Here is a 23,823-nt window from a genome sequence, read left to right on the forward strand (position 1 = left end):
CCGAAAGGCGTTCAGGAGTTCAGGAGTTCATGTGCGTATCGCGGTGACAGGATCCATTGCCACGGACCATCTGATGGTCTTCCCCGGGCGGTTCGCGGACCAGCTCATCCCCGACCAACTCGCCCATGTGTCCCTGTCCTTCCTGGTCGACGCGCTCGACGTGCGCCGGGGCGGGGTCGCCGCCAACATCTGCTTCGGCCTCGGCTGCCTCGGCCTCGACCCGCTGCTCGTCGGGGCCGTCGGCGCCGACTTCGCCGAGTACGAGGTCTGGCTCAAGGAGCACGGCGTCGACACCGGCGCCGTCCATGTCTCGGCCGAGCGCGGCACCGCCCGCTTCATGTGCATCACCGACGAGGACGCCAACCAGATCGCCGCCTTCTACGCGGGCGCCATGCAGGAGGCCCGCGACATCGACCTGGCGCGGTCCTTCCACGGGCGGCCGCGCCCCGACCTGGTCCTCGTCGGCCCCGACGACCCGGAGGCGATGCTCCGCCACACCCGCGAGTGCCGTGACCTCGGCCTCTCCTTCGCCGCCGACCCCTCCCAGCAGCTCGCCCGCCTCGACGGCCCACAGGTGCGCGATCTGGTGGACGGCGCCCGCTGGCTGTTCACCAACGAGTACGAGGCCGCCCTGCTCCTCGAACGCGCCGGCTGGGACCGGGGCGACGTCCTCGCCCGGGTCGGCGCCTGGGTCACCACCCTGGGCAGCGCCGGAGTGCGCATCGACCGCGCGGGGCACGCCCCGCTCATCGTGGACGCCGTCCCCGACGCGCCGATCACCGACCCGACCGGGGTGGGCGACGCCTTCCGGGCCGGTTTCCTCGCCGCGCTCGGCCACGACCTGCCGCTGACCGCCGCGGCCCGCCTGGGCTGCGTGGTGGCGTCGGCGGCCCTGTCGACGGTCGGCTCGCAGACCTACCGCGTGGACCGGCACGACCTGCTGGCCACGGCCGAACGCGCCTACGGCGCGGCCGCGGCCGGCGAACTGGCCCCCGCTCTGCACACCCTGGAAGCCCTGGACGGCACGCCATGACAGACCTCCGCGAAGCCCTGGCCACCCGAGTCGTGGTGGCCGACGGTGCGATGGGCACCATGCTGCAGGCGCAGGATCCCACCCTGGAGGACTTCCAGAACCTGGAGGGGTGCAACGAGATCCTCAACGTCACCCGCCCCGACATCGTGCGCTCGGTCCACGAGGCGTATTTCGCGGTGGGCGTGGACTGCGTCGAGACGAACACCTTCGGTGCCAACCACGCGGCGCTCGGCGAGTACGACATCGTCGACCGGGTCTTCGAACTGTCGGAGGCGGGCGCACGGGTGGCGCGCGAGGTCGCCGACGAGTTCACCGCGTCGACCGGCCGGCAGCGCTGGGTGCTCGGCTCGATGGGGCCGGGCACCAAGCTGCCGACGCTGGGCCACGCCCCGTACACCACGCTGCGCGACGCCTACCAGCGCAACGCAGAGGGACTGCTCGCCGGTGGCGCGGACGCCCTGCTGGTGGAGACGACGCAGGATCTGCTGCAGACCAAGGCGTCGGTCATCGGCGCCCGCCGGGCGCTGGACGCGCTGGGCAAGAACGTTCCGCTGATCTGCTCGGTCACCGTGGAGACGACCGGCACGATGCTCCTCGGCTCCGAGATCGGCGCGGCCCTGACCGCCCTGGAGCCGCTCGGCATCGACATGATCGGCCTGAACTGCGCGACCGGCCCGGCCGAGATGAGCGAGCACCTGCGCCACCTCTCCCGCCACTCCCGCATCCCGCTCTCGGCGATGCCGAACGCCGGCCTGCCGGTCCTCACCAAGGACGGCGCCCACTACCCGCTGACCGCGGCGGAACTGGCGGACGCGCAGGAGAGGTTCGTCCGCGAGTACGGCCTGTCCCTGGTGGGCGGCTGCTGCGGGACGACGCCGGAGCATCTGCGTGCCGTGGTGGAGCGGGTCCGCGGGCTGACGCCGCCCGCCCGCGAACCGCAGCCGGAGCCGGGCGCCGCCTCGCTCTACCAGACGGTGCCGTTCCGGCAGGACACGTCGTACCTGGCGATCGGCGAGCGGACGAACGCCAACGGTTCGAAGAAGTTCCGCGAGGCGATGCTGGAGGCCCGCTGGGACGACTGCGTGGAGCTGGCCCGCGAGCAGATCCGCGAGGGCGCGCACCTGCTCGACCTGTGCGTGGACTACGTGGGCCGCGACGGCGTCGCGGACATGGACGAGCTCGCGGGACGCCTCGCCACCGCCTCCACGCTGCCCATCGTCCTGGACTCGACCGAGGTCGACGTGATCCGGGCCGGGCTGGAGAAGCTCGGCGGCCGCGCGGTCATCAACTCCGTCAACTACGAGGACGGCGACGGCCCGGAGTCCCGCTTCGCGAAGGTCACCGAGCTGGCCCGGGAACACGGCGCCGCGCTGATCGCGCTGACCATCGACGAGGAGGGGCAGGCCCGCACCCCCGAGAAGAAGGTGGAGATCGCCGAGCGGCTGATCGCCGACCTGACCGGGAACTGGGGCATCCGTGAGTCGGACATCCTCATCGACACCCTGACCTTCACGATCTGCACCGGTCAGGAGGAGTCCCGCGGGGACGGCATCGCCACCATCGAGGCGATCCGCGAGCTCAAGCGCCGCCACCCCGACGTCCAGACCACCCTGGGCCTGTCGAACATCTCCTTCGGTCTGAACCCGGCCGCCCGCATCGTGCTCAACTCGGTGTTCCTGGACGAGTGCGTCAAGGCGGGTCTGGACTCGGCGATCGTGCACGCCGCCAAGATCCTGCCGATCGCGCGGTTCGACGAGGAGCAGGTCAGGGTCGCCCTGGACCTGATCTACGACCGGCGCGCGGAGGGCTACGACCCGCTGCAGAAGCTGATGCAGCTCTTCGAGGGCGCCACCGCGAAGTCGCTGAAGGCGGGCAAGGCCGAGGAGCTGGCGGCGCTGCCGCTGGAGGAGCGGCTCAAGCGGCGCATCATCGACGGCGAGAAGAACGGCCTGGAGGCCGACCTCGACGACGCCCTCGGCACGCGGCCCGCCCTGGACATCGTCAACGACACGCTCCTGGACGGCATGAAGGTCGTCGGTGAGCTGTTCGGCTCCGGCCGGATGCAGCTGCCGTTCGTGCTCCAGTCCGCCGAGGTGATGAAGAGCGCGGTGACCTACCTGGAGCCGCACATGGAGAAGTCGGACGCGGAGGGCAAGGGCACCATCGTGCTGGCCACGGTGCGCGGCGACGTCCACGACATCGGCAAGAACCTCGTCGACATCATCCTGTCCAACAACGGCTACAACGTGGTCAACCTCGGCATCAAGCAGCCCGTCTCCGCGATCCTGGAGGCCGCCGAGGAGCACCGGGCCGACGTGATCGGCATGTCCGGCCTCCTGGTCAAGTCGACCGTGATCATGAAGGAGAACCTGGAGGAGCTCAACGGCCGCGGGCTCGCCGAGCGCTTCCCGGTGATCCTCGGCGGGGCCGCCCTGACCCGCGCCTACGTCGAGCAGGACCTGCACGAGATCTACGAGGGCGAGGTCCGCTACGCCCGCGACGCCTTCGAGGGCCTGCGCCTGATGGACGCCCTCATCGGCGTCAAGCGCGGCGTCCCCGGAGCCAAGCTGCCCGAGCTCAAGCAGCGCCGCGTGCCCAGGCGGGAGACGCCGCTGATCGAGGTGCGGGAGCCGGAGCCGGCCGGGCGCAGCGACGTGGCGGTCGACAACCCGGTGCCCGAGCCCCCCTTCTTCGGGACGAGGGTCGTCAAGGGCATCCAGCTCGCCGAGTACGCGTCCTGGCTGGACGAGACGGCCCTGTTCAAGGGCCAGTGGGGCCTGAAGGACCAGGAGACGATCGAGGCGGAGGGCCGGCCGCGGCTGCGCGGCTGGCTGGACCGGCTGCAGACGGACGGCCTCCTGGAGGCGGCCGTGGTCCACGGCTACTTCCCCTGTGTGTCCAAGGGCGACGACCTGATCGTCCTGGACGAGGACGGCGGCGAACGGACCCGCTTCACCTTCCCCCGCCAGCAGCGGGGCCGCCGCATGTGCCTGGCCGACTTCTTCCGCCCCGAGGAGTCCGGCGAGACCGACGTCCTGGCCCTCCAGATGGTCACCGTGGGATCCAGGATCGGCGAGGCCACCGCCGAGCTGTTCGCCGCCGACTCCTACCGCGACTACCTCGAACTGCACGGCCTGTCCGTGCAGTTGGCCGAGGCCCTGGCCGAGTACTGGCACGCCCGGGTCCGCGCGCAGTGGGGTATCGGCGGCGCCGACCCGGCCGGCATCGACGGCATGCTGCGCACCGAGTACCAGGGCTGCCGCTACTCGCTCGGCTACCCGGCCTGCCCCGACCTGGAGGACCGGGCCAAGATCGCCGCACTGCTGGGGCCCGAGCGGATCGGGGTCCACCTCTCCGAGGAGTACCAGCTGCACCCCGAACAGTCCACGGACGCCATCGTCGTCCACCACCCGGAAGCGAGCTACTTCAACGCGGGAGGCCGCCGATGAGCACGGTGCGCGACGTCCTCGCGAGCGGGGCCCGTTCCTTCTCCTTCGAGTTCTTCCCCCCGAAGACGGAGGCGGGCGCCCGCACCCTGTGGAACGCGATCCGCCGTATCGAGCCGCTGTCGCCGACGTTCGTGTCCGTGACGTACGGCGCGGGCGGCTCGTCGCGGGACCGTACGGTCGAGGTGACCAAGCGCATCGCGACGCAGACGACCCTGCGGCCCGTCGCCCATCTGACGGCCGTGGGCCACTCGGTCGCCGAACTGCGCCACATCGTCGGCCAGTACGCGGACGCGGGCGTCCGGGACGTCCTCGCGCTGCGCGGCGATCCGCCGGGCGACCCGAACGCCCCCTGGGTCCGGCACCCGGAAGGCCTCACCCACGCCCATGAACTCGTCTCCCTCGTACGGGGGTTGGGCGACTTCGGCATCGGCGTGGCGGCGTTCCCCGAGCGCCATCCGCGCTCGCCCGACTGGGACAGCGACATCAGGCACTTCGTCGCCAAGTGCCGGGCGGGCGCGGACTACGCGATCACCCAGATGTTCTTCGACCCGGAGGACTACCTGCGGCTGCGGGACCGGGTCGCCGCGGCCGGCTGCGACACCCCGGTCATCCCCGAGATCATGCCTGCCACCGACGTCCGGCAGATCAGCCGCTTCGCGCAGCTCAGCGGCGCCTGCTTCCCCGAGGACCTGGCCCACCGCCTGGAGGCGGCGAAGGACGACCCGGCCGCGGGGCACCGCATCGGTGTCGACCACGCCACCGCCATGGCCGCCCGGCTGCTCGACGAGGGTGCGCCCGGCCTGCACTACATCACGCTCAACAAGTCCCTCGCGACGCTTGAGATCCACCAGAACATCCAGCACACCCACAGCACTAGGAGCGCCGAGCATGTCCTCTCAGCCGAACGCTGACTTCACCGACTACAAGGTCGCCGACATGGGACTCACGGAGTTCGGCCGCAAGGAGATCACCCTGGCCGAGCACGAGATGCCCGGCCTGATGGCGATCCGCCGTGAGTACGCCGACGCCCAGCCGCTGGCCGGCGCCAGGATCACCGGCTCGCTGCACATGACCGTACAGACCGCGGTCCTCATCGAGACCCTCGTCGCGCTCGGCGCGCAGGTCCGCTGGGTGTCCTGCAACATCTACTCCACGCAGGACCACGCCGCCGCCGCGATCGCCGCCGCCGGCATCCCCGTCTTCGCCTGGAAGGGCGAGACGCTGCAGGAGTACTGGTGGTGCACCGAGCAGGCCCTGACGTGGCCCGACGGCGACGGCCCCAACATGATTCTCGACGACGGCGGTGACGCCACCCTGCTCGTCCACAAGGGCGTCGAGTACCAGAAGACCGGCAACCTCCCCGAGGCCGCCAACGAGGAACTCGCCGTCGTCCGCTCCCTGCTGGAGACCACCACCCTGGACTGGTCGGCCATCGCCGCCGGCATCCGCGGTGTCACCGAGGAGACCACCACCGGCGTCCACCGCCTCTACGAGATGCACCGCGAGGGCGCACTCCTGTTCCCCGCGATCAACGTCAACGATGCCGTGACCAAGTCGAAGTTCGACAACAAGTACGGCTGCCGCCACTCGCTGGTCGACGGCATCAACCGCGCAACCGACGTCCTGATCGGCGGCAAGACCGCGGTCGTGTGCGGCTACGGCGACGTCGGCAAGGGCTGCGCCGAATCCCTGCGCGGACAGGGCGCCCGCGTCATCGTCACCGAGATCGACCCCATCTGCGCGCTCCAGGCGGCGATGGACGGCTACCAGGTGACGACCCTCGACGAGGTGATCGAGACCGCCGACATCTTCGTCACCACCACCGGCAACAAGGACATCATCATGGCGTCCGACATCGCCAGGATGAAGCACCAGGCCATCGTCGGGAACATCGGCCACTTCGACAACGAGATCGACATGGCCGGCCTCGCCGCGACCCCCGGCATCGTCAAGGACGAGGTCAAGCCGCAGGTCCACACCTGGACCTTCCCGGACGGCAAGACCGTGATCGTGCTGTCCGAGGGCCGCCTGCTCAACCTCGGCAACGCCACCGGCCACCCCTCCTTCGTGATGTCGAACTCGTTCGCGGACCAGACCCTGGCCCAGATCGAGCTCTACACCAAGACCGGTGACTACCCCGTGGGCGTGCACACCCTGCCCAAGCACCTCGACGAGAAGGTCGCCCGCCTCCACCTCGACGCCCTCGGCGTCAAGCTCACCACCCTGCGCCCGGAGCAGGCCGACTACATCGGCGTACCGGTCGAGGGCCCGTACAAGCCGGACCACTACCGCTACTGAGCACCCACCGCACGACAGCGAAAGGCGCCCCGCCTCCCGGCGGGGCGCCTTTCGTCGTTTCCGGCGTCAGATCAGCACCGACCCCAGCGTCTTCCACAGCAGCGCCCAGTCCTCGGTGAAGTACATGTGCCCGCCCGGGACGTCCACGAGATCGGCGCCCGCGGCGGCGCACTCCGCCCAGCGGGCCGCGTCCGCGCGCCCGACCAGGGAGTCCTCGGTGCCCCGCAGCACCGTCAACGGGACCTTGAGGGCCGGGCCGGGCGAGGGGACGTAGCCGTCCTGGATCTCCAGGTCGGCGCGGAGGGCGGGCAGCAGCAGCTCGCGCAGTTCCGGCTCGTGCCAGGCGTCGTGGTCGTAGCCGACCAGGTGGCGCAGCCTCGCGACGAAGGCCTCGTCGTCCAGGAGGGCGCCGTCCATACGGGGACGCGGCAGTCCCGGCGCCGCCGCGCCGCTGACGACGAGCCGCTCGGGCAGCGGTCCCCCCTCGGCGGCCAGCAGCCGGACCGTCTCGTAGGCGAGCAGGGCACCGAAGCTGTGCCCGAAGACGGCGTACGGCCCGTCGGCGGCGGAGCGGCGTATCTGGTCGGCGCACACCCGGGCCGCGTCCGGCATCGAGGAGCAGGGGTCCTCGACGAACCACTCGTCGCGCCCCGGCAGCTGGACCGGCACGACCCGGAACGGCAGCCCGGGGTCGTCCTGCCAGGGCCGGAAGACCCCGGCCCCCGCTCCGGCGTAGGGCAGGCACATCAGGGACAGGGGCATCGTGCTCCTCCAGGGGGACGGACTGCGTGGCGCGGGTGTGGCGAGGGCCGGCGATCAGCGCCGGCCCGCTCCTGCCCACCGGCTGAGGGCGCGGGCGCGGCGGGCTCCCCGGCCGGTGTCGGCCGGCGGGGCCTCGGCCGGGGCGTCCAGGTGGTCGAGGAAGTCCGCGAGGCCGCGCACGGTGGTGTGCCGGAAGAGATCGGCGACGTGCAACCTCGGGTAGCGGGGCCGGAGTTGGGCGAGGGCGCGCAGGACGCCGGACGAGGTGCCGCCGAGGGCGAAGAAGGTGGCGCCGGCGTCGGTGACCGGGGCGCCGAGGATCCGCTCCCACACCTCGGTCACGGCCTGCGCGGCGCTGCCCGTCACCGGCGCCGCCGGGTGCGGGGCGGGGGCGGAGTCCGCGGCCCACCCGGCGAGGGTCTGCCGGTCGAGCTTGCCGTTGGGGGAGCGGGGCAGCTCCGCGACGGCGAACCAGGCGGTGGGCAGCATGGCCCCGGTCAGCCACCGCGCGGTCTCACGCCGCAGTCCGGACACGGCCTCGGCGGGCAGGGCGCGGGGGACGAGGCCGCTCTCGACGTCCTCGGCCCCGTCCGGGACGACGAAGGCCACCACCCCGGTACGGTCCGGGAGCAGCGCGACGGCGGCGTCCCGCACGCCGGTCTGACGGCGCAGCGTCGCCTCGATCTCGCCGGTCTCGACGCGCTGGCCGAGGACCTTGACCTGCTGGTCGGCGCGGTGCAGGAAGGCGAGGCCGGCGCCGGGGGAGAAGGAGACCAGGTCGCCGCTGCGGTAGCCGGTGGCGCCCATGGCCCCCGGCAGGACGGGGAAGCGCTCGGCGGTCAGCTCCGGGCGGCGCCAGTAGCCGTCGCCGACACCGGTGCCGGAGATCAGCAGTTCGCCGGGGCAGCCGGGCGGCAGGTCGCGCCCGTGCGGGTCGACGACGTGGCAGCGCACGCCCGGCAGCGGCAGGCCGATGCGGACGGGCGCGTGCGGCACGACGCGCCAGAACGTCGTGTAGACGGTCGCCTCGGTCGGACCGTAGCCGTTGAGGACGGGGCCGGGGACGAGGCCGGCCAGGTCGGCGGCGAGGTCCGCGTCCAGGGGCTCGCCGCCGAGCAGCAGCGCCCCGAGGCGGGACAGGAAGCGGCGGCCCTGCGGGGACGCGGTGTGCAGCCGGGCGGCCGAAGGGGTGCACTGGTAGAACGCGCCGGCCGGGTCGGGCAGGTCCTGCACCACGGTGCGGTGACTGGTCAGATGAAGGGTGCGACCGCAGGTCAGGGGCCACACCAGCTCGACGAGGCTGATGTCGAACGCGTACCCGGTGGCGGCCAGCACGACGGACGGACCGCCCGCGAACTGCGTGTCGAGGGCGGCGAACAGGGCGCACAGGCTGTCGTGGCGGACCACGGCACCCTTGGGGCGGCCGGTCGACCCCGAGGTGTACATCACGTACGCGGGTGCGTCGGCCGCGGTCCGCGGCCAGGCGGCGGGCGCCGCCGCACGGGCGTCGGGGGCCACGGTGGGTATGCCGGGCAGCAGCGGGGCGGTGGCGATGAGCGCGGCGGGTTCGGCGTCGTGAAGGACGTAGCGCAACCGCTCGGCGGGGTGGTCCGGGTCGAGCGGCACATAGGCGGCGCCCGCCCACCAGGTCGCCAGGATCGCGGTCACCAGGTCGGGGGAGCGGTCGAGGTGGATCCCGACGCGGTCGCCGGGCCGGACGCCGGCCTCGATGAGCGCGGCGGCGAGGCCCTGGGCACGGGCGGTCACCTCGGCGTGGTCCAGCTCCCGTTCGGCGGTGCGCACGGCGGCGGACGGGCGGGCGGCGGCGCGGGCCTCGACGAGACGGTGCACCGGCATCCCGGTGACGGCCGGGGCGGGGGCGGACAGCCCGGCCAGCTCGGCGCGTTCCGCGGGGGTGAGGAGGTCGTGCTCGGTCAGCGGCCGGTGCTCGTCGGCACCGAGCGCGTCGAGGGCGGCGACGAGATGCGCGAGGAACCGCTCGGCCACGCGGGCGTCGAGCGCGCTCTCGGGGTGGGCGACGACGAGGTGCTGTGCCCCGTCGGGGGCGTGCTGCAGGGTCACGCTCAGGTCGTACTCGACCTGGTCCGAGACCGGCGGCTCCAGCAGCCAGCGCAGCCCGCTCGCGTCCACCGCCTCGGTGGCCAACTCGCCCTGAGTGCAGATCAGTTGGGTGAACGGCTTGCCGTCGGGGTGCCGCGGGGCTCCGGTCGCCGCCAGGATGTCCTCGATGGGCAGCTCGGCGTGGTCGACGGCGTCGGAGAGCGCGTCCAGGGTGCGCTCCAGCAGGTCCTCGGTGGTGGCGCCGGCGAGGTCGACGCGGACCGGGACCGTGTTCTGCAGACACCCGACCACGGAGACGCCCTGGGCGTCCCGGTGCGCGCCGCTGACCGTGGCGATCACCACGTCGTCGGTGCTGCCGTACCAGCCCGCGACCCAGGCGAAGGCGCTCATGACCTGGGTGAACGGGCTGGCCCCGGTCAGCGCGGTGCGGCGCCGCATCCGGTCGGTGAGGTCGTCGGGCAGCCGGGTCGCGACCTCGGCGCGGTTGCGGTCCGCCCCCGGCGTGAGCTGCGGCAGGGTGCAGTTGTCGGGCGCGTCCTTGAGCGTCGTGGTCCAGAAGTCCCGCAGTGTCGCGAGGTGGTGCCCGGACAGGTCGAAGGAGGGCGACTGCGCGGCGGGCAGCTGTTCGGGGCCGAGGCCGTGGGCGGTGGTCAGCGAGGCGAGGAGGGCCGGGGCGGAGCCGTCGTCGAAGACGCCGTGATGGACCGCGAAGAGCAGATGCGCGCGGTCGGCGCGGTGCAGCAGCACGACCCGGCACAGCGGCGCCCCGGCGTGGTCGAACGGGGCGCCCAGAGCGTCCAGTTGCCCGGCCAGGGCCCGGTCGGCCGCCCCGTCGTCGGCCGGCAGCGGCCGGACGTCGAACGGCACGTCGGCCACCGGATGGACGCGCTGCACCAGGCCGTCGGCCGTCATGTGCAGGGAGACGCGCAGCGCGGGCTGGGCGAGGAGCACCGCACGCACGGCGCCGGCCAGCCGGTCGGCGTCCACCGTGCCGTGCGCGCCGGACACGGCCAGGCGGTGCACGATCGCCGGCCGGGGCTGTTGCATGTCGAGCACGAAGAAGCGGAGCTGCCCGGGAGTCGCGGGATTCTGCATGCGGCGTCCTGTCCTCTGCGGTGCGGAGACCCTGAATTCCGATTGTGCAGCAGGGGATTCAGGAAATGGATAGTCTGCGCCGCGCAGGCCGGGAATTATCCGGGATATGACATTGATTGACCTGCGTCTGACGATTTTCGCGTTGCCCTCGGCAAAAGAATCGAAGAGCGTGTCTACGGTGTGCTACAACCGAGGTCAGCACCAGGTCCGCGCCGATCGACAGGGGTTCTTAGATGTCCGTTGACGGAATATCCGATATCGCTTCCGATGGTGGTCCCGGCGGGCGTCCAGAGGTGGATGTACAGGAAATCTGGAAGGATTTCCTGGGGGCGGACGCCGACCTGCACGCGAGCTTTATCGCCAACGGCGGGGATTCCCTCAAGGCGGTACTCCTCGCGGACCGGCTCGCCGCGCTGACCGGTCGCGAGATCGAGTACCTGGACGTTCTGGACGCGCCGGACGCCGCCGCACTCGCGCGGTCCCTCGGCCCCGCCGCGTCGTGACCGCCGCCGTGTCACTGCCCCTCACCCCCGGGCAGGTCGACCTGTACCTGGCCGACCGTGCCGCGCAGGCCGCGTCCACCTATGTCTGCGCGCTCTTCGTGCGGGTCGAGGGGCCGCTCGACGCGGACGCGCTGCGCGCCCGGTTCGACGCCCTGCTCGCCGCCCACCCGGTGCTCGACTGCCGGGTGGCCGACGGCGAGCGGGGCCCGGAGCTGGTGCCGGCCCGCCGCCGTGCGCGCCTCTTCGTGACCGACGGCCCCTACGATCCCGACGGGCCGCTGGCCCGGGCCCGGATGCGCCGCGAGGCCACCCGCCCGTTCGACCTCGACGACGGCCCCCTGGTGCGGGCCGTCCTCGTACGGCACACCCCGCACGTCGCCCACCTGTGCCTGACGGCCCATCACCTCGTGGTGGACGAGACCTCGATGGAGGTCGTCGCCCGGTGGCTGCTCGGTGACCGCCCGCCCCTGCCCGAGCAGTCCTTCGCCGCATGGGCGCGGACCCGGCAGGAGCTGCCCGCGGCCCGCCGCGAGCGCGCCGCCGAGCTCACCGGTGACCTGGCCGCCGGGGTCCGCGTCCCCATGGACTGGGCGCGTACGGCGCACGGTCCGGGCGACGCGCCGGACGCGCAGGCCGTGCCGCTGCGGATCGGCGACGTGGTGTGGGACGCCGCGGGCGCGCTCGCCACCCGTCTCGGCGTCACCCGCCTGTCGCTGACACTGGCCGCCGCCGGACTGGTCCTCAGCCGCAACAGCGGCACCGCACGGCCCGTGCTCGGCACCGTCGTCTCCCGCCGCGCCTCCCGGCACGCCGGCGCCGTCGGCTACTTCAACGCCACCGTGCCGGTCCCCGTCGACACCGAGGACGCCGAGGAGAGCGGACCGCCGAGCGTCGCCGACTACGTACGCCGCACCCACCGGCGGGCCATGACCGCCTACCGGGACGCCGATCTGCCGCTCTCCGCCGTCCTGCCCGCCACCGAGCGCGCAGGGTTCAGCCTGGTCGTCGTCGCATGCCGCACCCTGCCACCGTTCGACGGCGGCCCGGGCGCCGGCGTGCGGGCGACCCCGCTGCCCGACCCCGGCTTCGGGCCCGCCCAGTTCCCCCTCGCCCTCTACCTGCGCGAGGACCTCGGCGGCGACCGGCGCGGCCTGCTCCGCTACCGCCCGTCCGAGGTGGACGGCGCCGCGGCCGAACGCTTCTGCCGCCAACTGGAGGCCACTCTCCTCGCCATGGCCGAATCCCCCGACGCCCCCGTGCACCGCCTCCCCACCCTCCCCGGGCATCCCCGCGCGGACGGTGCGGCGCCCGCCGCCCCCGCACCGGCGCCCGCCGAGGGCGACCTCGCGGCGCTGTTCGCCGCCCAGGCCGCCCGGCAGCCGGACCGCCCGGCCGTCAGCTGCGGCCCCGGACAGCGTCTGACGTACCGTCAACTCGACGACCGGGCAACGTCCCTGGCCCGCTCCCTGGCCGAGTCCGGGGTCCACGCGGGGGACCGGGTCGGCGTCAGCCTGCGCCGCGGCGCCGACCTCGTCGTCGCGCTGCTCGCCGTCCTCAAGGCCGGCGCGGCCTACGTACCGCTCAACCCGGACTATCCGGCCGAACGGCTCGCCTTCATCGCCGAGGACACCGAGATCGCCGCCGCCGTGACCGACGGCGCACCCGCCCCGCTCCCGGAACGCCTGAAACTCCTCCCCGTCGATGCCGCCCCCCGCAGCGCCGACACCCCGCTGCCGGCACCGGACGCGCAGCGGGTGGCGTACGTCATCCACACCTCGGGCTCCACCGGCACCCCCAAGGGCGTCCTGGTGCGCCACCGCAACGTCGCCGCGCTGCTCGCCGCCACCGCGGGCCCCGAGGGCTTCGGCCTCGGCGCGGACGACGTCTGGTCGCTCTTCCACTCCTTCGCCTTCGACTTCTCCGTCTGGGAGATCTGGGGCTGCCTGCTGACCGGCGGTCACCTCGTCGTCGTACCGCAGGAGACGGCCCGCGACCCGGAGGCGTTCCACGCGCTGCTGGCCGCCGAGGGCGTCACCGTCCTCAACCAGACGCCCTCCGCCTTCGCGCAACTGCTCGCCGCCGACGCGGCCGCGCCGCAGCCGCTCGCCGTACGCCTGCTGATCTTCGGCGGTGAACCGCTCGACGCACGGATGCTGCTGCCCTGGCTGGACCGCTACCCGCAGCGGGCGTGCCGGGTGGTCAACATGTACGGCATCACCGAGACCACGGTGCACTGCACCTGGCGCGACCTGTCCCGCGCGGACGCCCTCGCCGGCACCCGCTCGGTCGGGCCGGCCCTGCCGGGCTGGCGCCTGTACGTCCTCGACGAGGCGGGCCGTCCCGTGGCGCCCGGGGTGCCGGGCGAGATCCACGTGGCCGGCGACGGTGTCAGCGCCGGATACCTCGACCGCCCCGAGCTGACCGCCGAACGCTTCCTGCCCGGCGCCGCCGTCGGCATCGACGAAGAGGTCCTGTACCGCTCCGGCGACCGCGGCCGGCTGCTGCCCGACGGACAGCTCGAACACCTCGGCCGCCTCGACGACCAGGTCAAGATCCGCGGCCACCGCATCGAACTCGGCGAGATCAGCGGCGCGTTGCTCGCCCACCCGGCGGTGAGCGGCGCCGCCGCCGTGGTCCGCGACGCGCACGACGCCGCCACCGCACGGATCGACGCCTACCTCGTCCCCGCCGTCGGCGACGCGGACCTGCCGGAGCTGCGCCGGTGGCTCGCCGAGCGGCTGCCCGACTACATGGTGCCCGCCACCCTCACACCGGTGGCCGCGCTGCCGCTGACGGTCAACGGCAAGCTCGACGCGGCACGCCTGCCCGCACCCGCACCGCCCCGCGCCACCGGCACGCCGCCGGAGCACGCAGCCGCCCCCGCGCGGCCCGCCGCCGAGGCGGGCGAGCCGGAGGCGCCCGAGCGCATCGCCGAGCTGTGGCAGCAACTGCTCGGCGTCCCGGTCGGCCGGGACGACAACTTCTTCGAGCTGGGCGGCAATTCGCTGCTCGCGGTCCGGCTGAACGCCCTCCAGCGCTCCAGCGGCTTCCCCGGCTCCCGGCTCAAGCACATTTTCCGCAACCCGACCCCACGCCGCCTCGCGGCCGTCATCACCCAGCCGGTCGGCCGGCCCGCCCCCCAGGAGGAAGCGTGAGCGAGTCCCCCGACCACGACACCCACCCGTACGAGGACTCCGGCACCCCGGAGGCGGTCGCCGTCACCGGCCTGGCCCTGCGGGTGACGGGCAGCTCCGGCCCCGGCGCGTTCTGGGACGGCGTCGTCGGCGGCGTCGTGGCCCTGCCCGGCCCCGGCCCCGACGGGCGCCTGCGCGCGGGCCAGATCGACCGGTTCGACCGGTTCGACGCCGGGCTCTTCGGCCTGCTGCCCACCGAGGCCGCCGCGATCGACCCCCAGCACCGCGTCCTGACCGAACTGGCCTGGGAGGCCCTGGAGGACGCCGGCGTCGACCCCGCGCGCACCGCCGACCGCGTCGGTGTGTTCGTCGGCTGCGGCAGCGAGACGTACTACCGCGATCACGTCCTGAAGGACGAGAAGACGGTGCGCGCCCTCGGGGCCGAGCAGCTCGCCCTCGGCAACTCGCGCGACTTCCTCGCCACCGGCCTCGCCTACCGCCTCGGCCTCACCGGCCCCGCCGTCACCGTGCAGACCGCCTGCTCCACCTCCCTGGTCGCCGTCCACCAGGCCATCCGCAGCCTCCTCACCCACGAGTGCGACATCGCCATCGCGGGCGGCGCCACGGTCCACCCCGCGGCCGAGCCCGCCTACGAGTTCGTCGAGGGCGGCATCACCTCCGCCGACGGCCGCTGCCGGGCCTTCACCCGCGGCGCCGCCGGCACCGTGCCCGCCAGCGGAGCGGGTGTCGTCGTGCTGCGCCGCGCGAGCGATCTGCCCGGCACCGGCGAGCGGGCCCGCGCCCACCTCGTGGGCAGCGCCGTCAACAACGACGGCGCCGCCCGCATGAGCCTGACCGCACCCAGCCCCCAGGGCCAGGCCGAGGTGCTGCGCGAGGCGCTCGCCGTCGCCGGACTCGAACCCGGCGACGTCGCCTACGTCGAGACGCACGGCACCGGCACGGTCCTCGGCGACCAGGTGGAACTCGCCGCGCTCGCCGAGGTCTACGGCCGGCGCGGCGGGCGCCCGCTGGTGCTCAGCTCGGTCAAGCCGAACATCGGCCACTGCGACACCGCCGCCGGCGTCATCGGCCTCGCCAAGGCGATCCTGGCCGTGCAGACGGGCGTGCTGCCGCCCACCCCGTCCCAGCCCGGCGACGGCCCCGACGCCGACCTCGGCGACCCGGACTTCACCGTGCCGCGCCGGTCCCGGCCCTGGCCCGACGCCGCCCCCCGCACCGCCGCCGTCAGCTCCTTCGGACTCGGCGGCACCAACTGCCACGTGCTGCTCACCGCCGCACCCGAAGCCGACACCGCCCCCGACACGCCGCCGGCCCCGCACACCGTCGTGCTCTCCGCCGCGGACCCGCGGTCCCTGCGCGCCAAGGCCGCCGACCTCGCCGCCTGGTGGGCCGGACCCGGCGCCGACGTACCGGCCGGGACACTGTCCGGCGTCCTGTGGCACCGGCGCCGGGCCCTCCCGGAGCGCTGGGCGCTCGCCCTGCCCGCCGATCCCGCGGACGCCCGCGAGCGGCTTCTCGCGGGCCTGACGGCGCTCGCCGCCGACGGCGGTGGCGGCCGTCAGGCCGCGGCCGAGCCGCTGCTCGCCGTCGTGCTGCCGGGCCAGGGCGTCGACCTGGCCGGCGCGGGTGCCCAACTCGCCGCGGCGGACGGGCGGTTCGCCGCCGATCTCGCCGAGCTCGCCGCCGCGGTCCGCGTGGCCGGAGGACCCGACCTCGCCGACGCCCCGCGCTGGGCCGCCGACGACGTACGCCTGCTCGACACCGCGGTCGTCCAGCCCCTGCTCTTCGTCCTCGGCCTGGCCGGCCTGCGCCACGCCGCCCGGCACGGCCTCGTCCCCGGGCTGCTGCTCGGGCACAGCGTCGGCGAGCTGACCGCCGCGACGCACGCCGGAGTGTTCACCGTCGCCGACGCCGCCGCCGCGATCGTGCGCCGCGGCCGCCTGATGGCCGCCGCGCAACCCGGCGCCATGACCGCGGTACGCGCCGACGAGGAAAGGGCCGTACACCTCGCCGAGGGCCTGGAGGTCGACGTCTGTGTCCTCAACGGGCCCGCCAACACCGTGTGCGGAGGCCCCGTCGACGCCGTCGCCGCGTTCGAGGAACGCTGCCGCCGGGCCGGCGTGCGGACCACGCGGTTGCCGGCCGGCCGTGCCTTCCACTCCCGGTCGATGGCCCGGGCCGCCGCCGAGTTCGAGGAGTTCGTGGCCACGCTGAGCCTCAGCGCACCGGGCGTGCCGATCGTCTCCGGCCTCACCGGCGCGCCGCTCACCGACGCCCAGGCGGTCGACCCGGCCTACTGGGGAAGCCAGTTGCGCAAGCCCGTCCGGTTCGCCGACGCCGTGCGCACGCTGCTCGACGCGGCGCCGGACACCGTCCTCGGCCTGCACCGGGCCCGCGCCGGCACCGCCGAGGTCCGCCGCGCCGCCCGCGCCGCCGGCCAGGACGTCCTCGTCGTCGACGCGTCCGGCGGACCGGCCGCGGACGAGAACGCCCGGTGGCGCGAGGCCCTCGCCGCGCTGTGGACCGCGGGCCACGCCCTCACCGGCCCGCCGCCGCCCGCGAACGCCCTCCCCCTGCCCGCCTACCCGTTCGCCGACGACCGCCACTGGGTCGACGCCCCCGGGTCCGCACCCGAGCCGATCCCGGCACCGGCCGCACCGGCCGACCGGCAGGACGCGCAGGCGACCACCGCCGGGGAGATCCGCACCATCTGGCAGGACGCCTTCGGCGTGCGGGACCTGCGCCCCGACGACAACTTCTTCGACCTCGGCGGCACCTCCCTGCACGCCGCCAACCTGGTCAGCGTCGTCAACGACGCCCTGCTGGTGGAGATCCGGCTCCAGGACCTGTACGAGCACTCCTCCCTCGCCGGGTTCAGCTCCCGCGTCGAGGAACTGGTCGCCCAGCGCGACGACGACGCGCTGCTGCGGCTGCTGGAGGAGATCGAGAGCGAGGACGGAACCAGCGACCATGAGTGACCTCGCCAAGCGCCTCGACGCGCTCACCCCGGAGCAGCGCCGCCGCCTCGGCGCGGGCCTGCGGGCCCGCCGAGCCGAAGGCCCCGCGACCGAGTCCGGCCCGCCCGAGATCCCCGAACGGCTGCGCCGCAGCCTCTACTTCTTCGCCAGCACCGATCACGCCGACGCCGCCGCGTACTACACGTTCGTGCTCCGGGCGGCGGCCGCCGCGGACGCCGCCGGAGCGCACGCGGTGTGGCTGCCGGAACGCCACTTCGTCGACTTCGGCGGGTTCTCACCCAACCCCGCCGTACTCGCCGCCGCCGTCGCCGCCACCACCCGCAACCTGCGCATCCGCGCCGGCAGCGTCGCCGCCCCGCTCCACCACGCGGCCCGCATCGCCGAGGACTGGGCCGTCGTCGACGGCCTCTCCGGCGGCCGCGCCGGCATCTCCTTCGCCAGCGGCTGGCACCCGGACGACTTCGTCCTGGCCCGCGAGGACTACGCCGGGCGCCGCACGACCACCGCCCGCACCATCGAGGAGGTCCGCGCGCTGTGGCGGGGCGCGGCCCTGCCGTTCGTCTCCACCGCGGGCACCACCACCGAGGTCGCCACCCGGCCCCGGCCCGTCCAGGCGGAGCTGCCGGTGTGGCTGACCGCCACCGGCACCCCGCAGACCTTCCTGGACGCCGCCCGCGCCGGCTACGGCGTGATGACCGCCCTGCTCGGCCAGACCCTGCCCGCCCTGCGCGAGAACATCGCCCGTTACCGCCAGGCCTGGCAGGACGCCGGCCACCCCGGAACCGGAGACGTCGTCGTCATGGCCCACGCCTTTGTCAGCGACCGCCCCGGCCTGGAGGACCATCTGCGCCCCGCGATGCACGCCTACCTGCGGTCCTTCCGCAACCAGACGGCCGGCACCGACGAGGAAGTGCTCCTGGAGAGCGCCTACCTGGACTTCCTCACCGGGCCCTCGCTGCTCGGCACCCCGGCCAAGGCCCGCGCGGTCCTCGCCGAGCTGGCCGCGGCAGGCGCCGACGAGGTGGGCTGCCTGATCGACTTCGGGCTGCCCGCCGCGGACGTCCTGGAGGCCCTGCCCGCCCTGCTGCACATCACCGCCCCGGCCCTGGAGACCACCGCATGAGCGCGCCCACGGACCAGCGCCTGGCCGCCCGCCTCGCCCGCCTCAGCCCCCAGCAGCGGGCCGCGCTCGCCGGCCGGCTGGCCGCCGCCGACGGCCCCGCGCTGCGCCCCCGGCCCGGCCCCCGCGACCGCTTCCCGCTCGGCATGGACCAAGAACGCCTCTGGATCCTCGACCAGCTCGACCCCGGCACCACCACCTACACCCTGGGCTACGGGCTGCGCATCCTGGGCGACTTCGACCAGGCCCTGTTCACCCGCGCCGCCGACGCCCTGACGCAGCGCCACGAACTCCTGCGCTGCGGCGCCGAGTCCGCGGACGGCCGCCCGGTCCTTCGGCTCCACCCCGACCGCCGTGCCGACCTGACCTGGACCGACCTCACCGCGGGCGGCGCACCCGGAGGGCCCGAGGACGCCGAACGCCGCCGCCAGGAGTTCATCGCGGCCCAGGTGGCCCGCCCCTTCGACCTGGCCGCCGACCCCGTGCTGCGCCTCGCGGTCGCCAAGGTCGCCGACGGCGACCACCAGATCGTCGAGACCATGCCGCACTCCTTCGTCGACCAGCACTCATACGTCCAGCTCAACGACGAACTCCTGGAGTTCTACCGGGCGTTCGCGGAAGACCGTGAGCCGCGCCTGCCCGAGCTGCCGGTGCAGTTCGGCGACTGGTCCCACTGGCAGCGGGAACACTTCGCCGGCCCGCACGGCCGACGCCACCGGGAGTTCTGGCGCACCTTCCTGGACGGCGTGCCCGAGCACCTGGCCCTCCCCTACGACCACAGCCCGCAGACCGGCGACCACGCCGGCGAGCACCACAACTTCACGCTCGACAGCACGGTCGGCAAGGCCTTCTTCGACCGCGCGCGCGAGGCCCGCACCACCCCCGCGACCGCCATGACCGCGGCCTACGCGGCGCTGCTGTACGAACGCACCGGCCAGCGCGACCTGGTGATCGGCATCCCCACGTCCACCCGGGCCGAACCCGGGGCCGACACGCTCATCGGGTTCCTGCTGACCAGCATCCCGCTGCGGATCCGGCTGCCCGAGGCGCCGACGCCGCGGGACGTGCTGGCGGCCACCGCGGCGGCGGCCGCCGCCGTCGCCGACCACCGCGAGGTGCCGTTCGGCGAGATCGTCGCGGCCAGCGCCCCGGACCGGGCCGCCGACCGGTACCCGCTGCTGCAGACCATGCTGGTGCAGCTGGACATCGACGGCTCCCGGGCGCTGGAGCTGCCCGGCGCGGAGGTCTACGCCAACGCGGTGCCCGAGGGCATCTCCACCATGGACCTCACCACTGCCTGGTGGCGGGTGGACGACATCGTCTACGGCCGCATCGAGTACCGTACGGCGCTCTTCGCACACGCCACCGTCGCCGCCCTGGCCGAGCGGCTGCTGCAGCTCGTCGAGCAGTTCGCGTACCGCCCCGACGAGCCGCTGCGCCGTCCGCTGCCGCCGCCCCCGGCCCCCGTCGCCTCCCTGCTCGGCGCCACGGACCCCGGCACCAGGGCGCCGGACCCCGAGGCGCGGCGGACGCTGGAGCGGGTCACCGCCGCCTGGTGCGAGGTCCTCGGCACCGGCGCCGCCGCACCGGACGACACCTTCTTCACCAGCGGCGGCACCTCGATGCTCGCCGTGCGCCTCGCCCACCGGCTGCGCGCCGACGGCTTCACCGTGGCCCTCAAGGACGTCTTCACCCGGCCGACCCCGGCCGGGCTGGCTTCCGTGCTCGCCGCCCGGCTCCACCAGGCACCGGCCGCGCCGCGGCCCACGCCGCCCGTCGGGCCGCTCGGCCCCGAGCAGGAGATGCTCCTGAGCCGGGGCCTGGCCCGGGTCGAGGACTTCACGCACAGCCATGTCCTCACCGCCGCGGCGCCTCTCGACGCGGACCGTCTGCACCGTGCGGCCCAGGACCTCGTCCGTGCCCATCCCACGCTCACCGACACCGTGCGGGGGCGGGTGCTCGTCCCCGGCGCGCGCTGGCACTGGACGGCCGAGGCGCCGGGCGCCGACCCCGGGCAGATCATGGCGGCGCAGCGTGCCGCCTTCGACCGCGCCGAGGGCCCGCTGTTCGCCGTCGCCCACCTGCCCGGCACCCCCGGCGAGCCCGACCGTGTCGTGCTGACCGCCAGCCACCTCGTCGTCGACGGCATGTCCTGGACCGTCGTGATCAGCGATCTGGCGGACCTCTACCAGGGCGGAGCACCGCGTGCGGAGACCGCCGGGTACGCCGAACACGCCGCTTTCGTACGGGAGTTGGACCCGGCTGAGCACGCCCCGTACTGGCGCGACCAGCTCGCCGGCACCGGCCCCTACCGCTGGCGGCGGGGCGGCGCCAACACCTACGAGGGCGAACAGGCACTGGAGGTCTCCGTGCCGCTGGCGCCGCAGGCACGCGGCACGCTGCTGCCCGCCGCGCTGACCGCCGTCGCCCGTGCGCTGCGCCCCTGGGCACCGCACGAGCAGCCGTCGGTCTGGCTGATCGGCCTGGGCCGCGACCCGCTGCCCGCGCTGCCCGACTGGGACCCGGAGCGTGCCGTCGGCTTCTACTCCGCCGCCCACCCCTTCCGGGTCCCGCTCACCGGCGCCGACGCCGCCGACGACCTGCGCGCCACCGCCGCCGCGCTGCACCTCGTCCCCGACGCGGGCAAGACCTTCGGCCTGCTCGGCTGTGCCGCCGACCCCGGTCTGCGCGCGGAGTTCTCGGCCGTCGCGCGGCCCCGTGTCGTCGTCAACCACCTGGGCGAGCTGGCCGACCCCGTCGGCGCGGACAGCGGCCCCTTCACCGCGTCCGCGCAGACCGCGTTCCCCGGCAACCCGGACACCGAGCGCGAGGTCGACGTCGACGTGGCGGTGTCGGTGCACGACGGCCGGGCCGTCCTGCGCTGGCTGTTCAACCCGGGCGCCGTCGACGAGGCCGCGGTCCGTGCGGCGGCCGAGTCGGCCGCCGACGAACTGGCCCGCCTCGTGGCCCCCGCGGACCGTCCCCAGGACCCGGACCGAGTACCGGGCGTGACAGGAGTGACCGAGGAAAGCATGGAACGCCTCTTCGCCCGGCTCAGCCGGGAACGACGCGAACGCCGGGGCGCCACCGCGCGCGGCACCGGCGGACGGCCGGAGACACCGGGGGAGGAGGCATGACCGAGACCACCCCCGCCCGGACCGCACCGGCCGCCGGCCGGCGCCGCGGACCGCTCGTCGCGCTCCTGACGGCCCAGTACCTGTCCGCCTTCGGCAACGCGATCACCATCGTCACCGTCCCCCTCTTCGTCCTCCACCTCACCGGTTCCGTCGCCACCACCGGTCTCGCCGGGTTCGTCGGCGCCCTGCCGATGATCTTCGCGGGTGCCGTCGGCGGCGTGCTCGTGGACCGGTTCGGCGGCCGTCGCCTCAGCGTGCTCTCCGATCTCCTGGCCGGCCTGCTCGTCTTCCTCGTCCCCCTCCTGGACGCCGTCGGCAAGCTGCCCGTCCCGCTCCTGTTCGCGCTGCTGTTCGTCCGCACGGTGGTCGCCACCCCCGCCACGGCGGCCCGCATGACGCTGCTGAAACCGGTCATCGAGGCCGCCGGGGCCCGCCTGGAGACCGTCAACTCCTGGTACCAGGCCGCGCCCCGCCTGGGCCTGGTCGCCGGTGCCCCGCTGGCCGGCGTGCTGATCGCGGCCACCGGCTCCGCCGTCGGCATGTACGTCGACGCCGCGAGCTTCCTCGCCGCCGCGGCCCTCGTCACCCTCGGGGTGCCCGTCGCCGCACCGGCCAAGTCCCCCGCCGCACAGGGCAGTCCGGTCGCCCCCGGCTTCCTCGGCCAGCTGCGCGAGGGACTCGCCCTGCTGCGGACCATGCCGGTGATCAGCGCCATGACCGCCTTCGTCATCGTCACCAACTTCCTCGACGACGCCTTCACCCCGCTCTTCCTGCCCGTCTACGCACAGCGGGTGCTGCACAGCAGCGCCGCGATGGGCTGGTTCCTGGGCGCCGTCGGCGTCGGCTCCATCGTCGGCACCCTCCTGTACGGCCCCCTGAGCCGGACCGTCCTGTCCCACCGGCGCCTGACCCTGTTCGGCTGCTTCGCCGTCGTCGCCGTACTGCGCGCGACGCTCTCCTTCGAACCCGGCGCCCTCGGCGTGACCGTGATCTGCTTCCTCACCGGCGTGGCCGGCGGCCCGCTCAACCCGATGCTCTCCACCGTCATGCTGGAACGTGTCCCCGAGGAACTGCGCGGCCGTGTCTTCGGCCTCACCGGCGCGATGGCCCTCACCTCCGCGCCGCTCGGCGTGCTCACCGCGGGCTGGCTCGTCGACGTCGCCGGGCTGCACGGGCCGATGCTCGGCTTCTCCCTCGTCTACCTCGTCCTCATCGCCGTCAGCTGGCGCCGCCCGGCCCTGCACGCGATGGACGAGCGTCCCGCGGACCCCTCCGGCGACACCCCGGCGGCCACGGACCGGGCCACCGCGCCCGACCCCGCCGCCGACCCGTCCGAGCCCGGGAACGAGGCGAGGGTCCGATGACCGCGTCCCCCGCACCGGCCGGCGCCCTGGAAGGGCGCACCGCGGTCGTCACCGGCGCCGCCCGCGGCGCCGGCCGCGCCATCGCCCTGGCCTTCGCCGACGCCGGTGCCGACCTCGTCCTGCTGGACGTGGCCGGGCCCGTCGACGGCGTCCCCTACCCGCTGGGCACCCGCAGCCAGCTCGACCACACCGCCGACGCCTGCCGCAGACGCGGCGCGGACACCCTGGCGTTCGCCGCCGACGTCCGCGACCTCGCCGCCCTCACCGCGCTCCGCGACGAGGTCCACGACCGGTTCGGCGCGCCGCACGTCCTCGTCAACAACGCCGGTGTCGTCGCGCCCTCCGGACGCCCGGTCGACCAGACCGACGAGGCCGACTGGCAGCTCATGATCGACATCGACCTCGGCGGGGCCTGGCGGGCCATCAAGGTCTTCGCCCCCGCCATGGTCGAACGCCGCGCCGGAACCATCGTCAACATCGCCTCCGTGGCCGGCCTCGTCGGCTACCGCAACTTCGCCGGCTACGTCGCCGCCAAGCACGGCCTCGTGGGACTGACCAAGGCCGCCGCCCTCGACTACGCCTCCCACAACGTGCGCGTCAACGCGGTCTGCCCCGGCAACATCCGCGACGAACCCGCCATGGACGGCCGCATGCTCTCCGAGGTGGCCCGCGCCCTCGACGTCCCGCTCGCCGAGCACGCCGAACTGTTCACCGCCGACCAGCCGATGAACAGCCTGGTCGACCCCGCCGACGTCGCGGACGCCGCCCTCTGGCTCGCCGGCGACGGCTCCCGCCACGTCACCGGCACCACCCTCACCGTCGACGCCGGCTACACGGTCCGGTGACG

At 74.3% G+C, this 23,823-nt stretch carries 13 protein-coding genes; 11 read left to right on the forward strand and 2 right to left on the reverse strand.

Features of this window, described 5'->3' with window-relative positions; translation table 11 throughout:
- The first annotated feature begins 31 nt into the window (after positions 1–31).
- Genes ACFC8N_RS25705 through ahcY form a run of 4 tightly spaced genes read left to right on the forward strand, consistent with a single transcriptional unit; the run spans position 32 to position 6,780 of the window.
- Positions 32–1,033: a carbohydrate kinase family protein gene (locus tag ACFC8N_RS25705; RefSeq protein WP_356030343.1), complete on the forward strand. Its 1,002-nt coding sequence runs from the start codon at positions 32–34 to the stop codon at positions 1,031–1,033.
- On the forward strand, positions 1,030–4,482 hold the full coding sequence (gene metH / locus ACFC8N_RS25710) for a methionine synthase (protein WP_376290056.1): 3,453 nt from the start codon (positions 1,030–1,032) through the stop codon (positions 4,480–4,482). Before ACFC8N_RS25705 ends, metH begins: the two co-directional genes overlap by 4 nt.
- Positions 4,479–5,393: a methylenetetrahydrofolate reductase [NAD(P)H] gene (metF, locus tag ACFC8N_RS25715; RefSeq protein ID WP_356030340.1), complete on the forward strand. Its 915-nt coding sequence runs from the start codon at positions 4,479–4,481 to the stop codon at positions 5,391–5,393. Before metH ends, metF begins: the two co-directional genes overlap by 4 nt.
- Complete coding sequence (ahcY, locus tag ACFC8N_RS25720) at positions 5,371–6,780, forward strand: adenosylhomocysteinase (protein ID WP_362822063.1); 1,410 nt, start codon at positions 5,371–5,373, stop codon at positions 6,778–6,780. The genes metF and ahcY overlap by 23 nt, the downstream gene beginning before the upstream one ends.
- Positions 6,781–6,846: 66 nt before the next feature.
- On the opposite strand, the gene ACFC8N_RS25725 is transcribed toward ahcY, so the two are convergent.
- The gene (locus tag ACFC8N_RS25725; protein WP_376290060.1) at positions 6,847–7,542 is read right to left on the reverse strand and encodes a thioesterase II family protein; all 696 of its coding nucleotides are present in this window, start codon (positions 7,540–7,542) and stop codon (positions 6,847–6,849) included.
- Positions 7,543–7,596: 54 nt separating this feature from the next.
- The gene (locus ACFC8N_RS25730; protein ID WP_376290062.1) at positions 7,597–10,719 is read right to left on the reverse strand and encodes an amino acid adenylation domain-containing protein; all 3,123 of its coding nucleotides are present in this window, start codon (positions 10,717–10,719) and stop codon (positions 7,597–7,599) included.
- 293 nt (positions 10,720–11,012) lie between these two features.
- Between ACFC8N_RS25730 and ACFC8N_RS25735 the strand changes: the two genes are divergently transcribed.
- The 7 genes from ACFC8N_RS25735 to ACFC8N_RS25765 are packed head-to-tail and all read left to right on the forward strand — an operon-like array spanning position 11,013 to position 23,821.
- A complete protein-coding gene (locus ACFC8N_RS25735) occupies positions 11,013–11,222 on the forward strand; it encodes an acyl carrier protein (protein WP_376290064.1) in 210 nt (69 codons plus the stop codon).
- Positions 11,219–14,377, forward strand: a complete 3,159-nt coding sequence (locus ACFC8N_RS25740) for an amino acid adenylation domain-containing protein (RefSeq protein ID WP_376290065.1) — start codon at positions 11,219–11,221, stop codon at positions 14,375–14,377. Before ACFC8N_RS25735 ends, ACFC8N_RS25740 begins: the two co-directional genes overlap by 4 nt.
- Complete coding sequence (locus ACFC8N_RS25745; RefSeq protein ID WP_376290066.1) at positions 14,374–17,355, forward strand: type I polyketide synthase; 2,982 nt, start codon at positions 14,374–14,376, stop codon at positions 17,353–17,355. Before ACFC8N_RS25740 ends, ACFC8N_RS25745 begins: the two co-directional genes overlap by 4 nt.
- Positions 17,348–18,478 carry a MupA/Atu3671 family FMN-dependent luciferase-like monooxygenase gene (locus ACFC8N_RS25750; RefSeq protein WP_376290069.1) on the forward strand — a complete coding sequence of 377 codons (1,131 nt, stop codon included), beginning with the start codon at positions 17,348–17,350 and terminating at the stop codon, positions 18,476–18,478. Before ACFC8N_RS25745 ends, ACFC8N_RS25750 begins: the two co-directional genes overlap by 8 nt.
- Positions 18,475–21,612, forward strand: coding sequence for a condensation domain-containing protein (locus ACFC8N_RS25755; RefSeq protein WP_376290071.1), 3,138 nt, complete (start codon positions 18,475–18,477; stop codon positions 21,610–21,612). Before ACFC8N_RS25750 ends, ACFC8N_RS25755 begins: the two co-directional genes overlap by 4 nt.
- On the forward strand, positions 21,609–22,976 hold the full coding sequence (locus ACFC8N_RS25760; RefSeq protein WP_356030326.1) for an MFS transporter: 1,368 nt from the start codon (positions 21,609–21,611) through the stop codon (positions 22,974–22,976). The genes ACFC8N_RS25755 and ACFC8N_RS25760 overlap by 4 nt, the downstream gene beginning before the upstream one ends.
- Positions 22,973–23,821, forward strand: a complete 849-nt coding sequence (locus ACFC8N_RS25765) for an SDR family oxidoreductase (RefSeq protein WP_356030324.1) — start codon at positions 22,973–22,975, stop codon at positions 23,819–23,821. The genes ACFC8N_RS25760 and ACFC8N_RS25765 overlap by 4 nt, the downstream gene beginning before the upstream one ends.
- The last annotated feature ends 2 nt before the right edge of the window (positions 23,822–23,823 follow it).

This window comes from Streptomyces sp. NPDC055966, assembly GCF_042269865.1.
GTDB lineage: Bacteria > Actinomycetota > Actinomycetes > Streptomycetales > Streptomycetaceae > Streptomyces.